Origin of the sequence: Protofrankia coriariae (assembly GCF_001017755.1) — a bacterium.
Lineage (GTDB): Bacteria > Actinomycetota > Actinomycetes > Frankiales > Frankiaceae > Protofrankia > Protofrankia coriariae.
In genome coordinates this window covers 211,523-213,055 of the sequence record NZ_JWIO01000001.1, presented here as the reverse complement: position 1 = coordinate 213,055, position 1,533 = coordinate 211,523, and the positions used below count along the sequence as shown (strand labels likewise).

Annotated in this window: 2 protein-coding genes (both only partly in view); both read left to right on the top strand. The window is 70.3% G+C overall.

What is annotated here, in order from left to right; translation table 11 throughout:
- A protein-coding gene (sppA, locus tag FrCorBMG51_RS00910) for a signal peptide peptidase SppA (RefSeq protein WP_047221234.1) crosses the window boundary here: on the top strand, positions 1 to 44 show its 3' end. The gene continues 2,008 nt to the left of window position 1, outside the view; only the last 44 of its 2,052 coding nucleotides appear in the window; the start codon falls outside the window, past its left edge; its stop codon occupies positions 42 to 44.
- 527 nt (positions 45 to 571) lie between these two features.
- Positions 572 to 1,533: the 5' portion of a phosphopyruvate hydratase gene (gene eno / locus FrCorBMG51_RS00905; RefSeq protein WP_047221233.1), read on the top strand. It continues 355 nt past the right edge of the window; 962 of the gene's 1,317 nt are visible here — the first part of the coding sequence; it begins with the start codon at positions 572 to 574; its stop codon lies beyond the right edge, outside the window.

The window sequence follows — 1,533 nt, the reverse complement described above, 5'->3', positions numbered from 1 at the left end:
CCGGCGGCCCGCTGCTGATGCCGCCGCTGGGCCGCATCACCTAGAACGCCTGACCGATCGACCCGACCGGAAGGCCTGGTCGACCGGAAGGCCTGGCCGGCCGTGAAAAGCCCGACCGGTCGAAAAGGGCTGGATCGGTCAGGAAAATTTGATCGTCCGATATGTTCCGAATCGGTCGGCATTGCCGCTGTTGCACCCATGATCATAATTTTTTCTGGTCGTTCGCGACACTCCCGCAGTAACAGACCGGTAACAGGCTCGCGGTGCCCGGCCCGCCGCGACGGGCCGTGGTGCCCGGTGGGTGGCCTGCTTTCGGCGGCGTCCGCGGGGCGGCCCGCCTCTGGACTCCCCCCGGACCCCCTTGTCACGGCACTGGCCGCAGCCGTCCCGTCGCGCACCGGACCAGCGGGCGGCCGTGGGCGACACGTGCCTTGGGCACGTGTCGCGAGCGTGGTGGCGATAGTCTCGGCCGGGTCGTATTTCGTCGGCGCCGCCGATGCCCGCCCTGTCGCACAGTAGCGTTCTAGTCGGGCGTGTCCGTCCGGACGCGCCACACCGGAGGTCGAGGCCCGTGCCGTCCATCGAGGCTGTAGGAGCTCGCGAGATCCTTGACTCGCGGGGCAATCCAACCGTTGAGGTCGAGGTCGTCCTGGAGGATGGCACGCTCGGCCGCGCGGCCGTGCCCAGCGGCGCGAGTACCGGGGCGTTCGAGGCTGTCGAACTGCGTGACGGCGACGACCGTTACGGCGGCAAGGGCGTACGCAACGCGGTGACCGCCGTGATCGACCGGATCGGCCCCGAGATCGTCGGACTGGAGGCCACCGAACAGCGCCTCCTCGACCAGACCCTGCTGGACCTCGACGGGACGCCGGACAAGTCCGCGCTGGGCGCGAACGCGGTGCTCGGGGTCAGCCTGGCGGTCGCCAGGGCCGCGGCCAAGGCGTCCGACCTGCCGCTGTTCCGCTACCTGGGCGGACCGGCCGCGCACCTGCTGCCGGTGCCGCTGCTGAACGTCGTCAACGGCGGCGCGCACGCCGACACCAACGTCGACATCCAGGAGTTCATGATCGCTCCGATCGGGGCGTCGACGTTCGCCGAGGCGCTGCGCTGGGGTGCGGAGACCTACCACGCGCTCAAGAGCGTCCTGAAGACCCAGGGGCTGGCCACCGCCGTCGGCGACGAGGGCGGGTTCGCCCCGAACCTGCCGGCGAACCGTGCCGCGCTCGACCTGCTGGTGGAGGCCATCGGCAAGGCGGGCTTCCGGCCCGGGGAGGACATCGCCCTGGCTCTCGATGTGGCCTCGACGGAGTTCTTCGACGACGGTGCCTACCGCTTCGAAGGCGCCCGCCGCAGCGCGCAGGAGCTCAGCGACTACTACGCCGAGCTGGTCTCGGCCTACCCGATCGTCTCGATCGAGGATCCGCTCGCGGAGGACGACTGGGCCGGCTGGGTGCAGCTCACCGCCCGTCTCGGCGAGTCGGTGCAACTCGTTGGTGACGACCTGTTCGTCACCAACCCGCAGCGGCTCGCCCG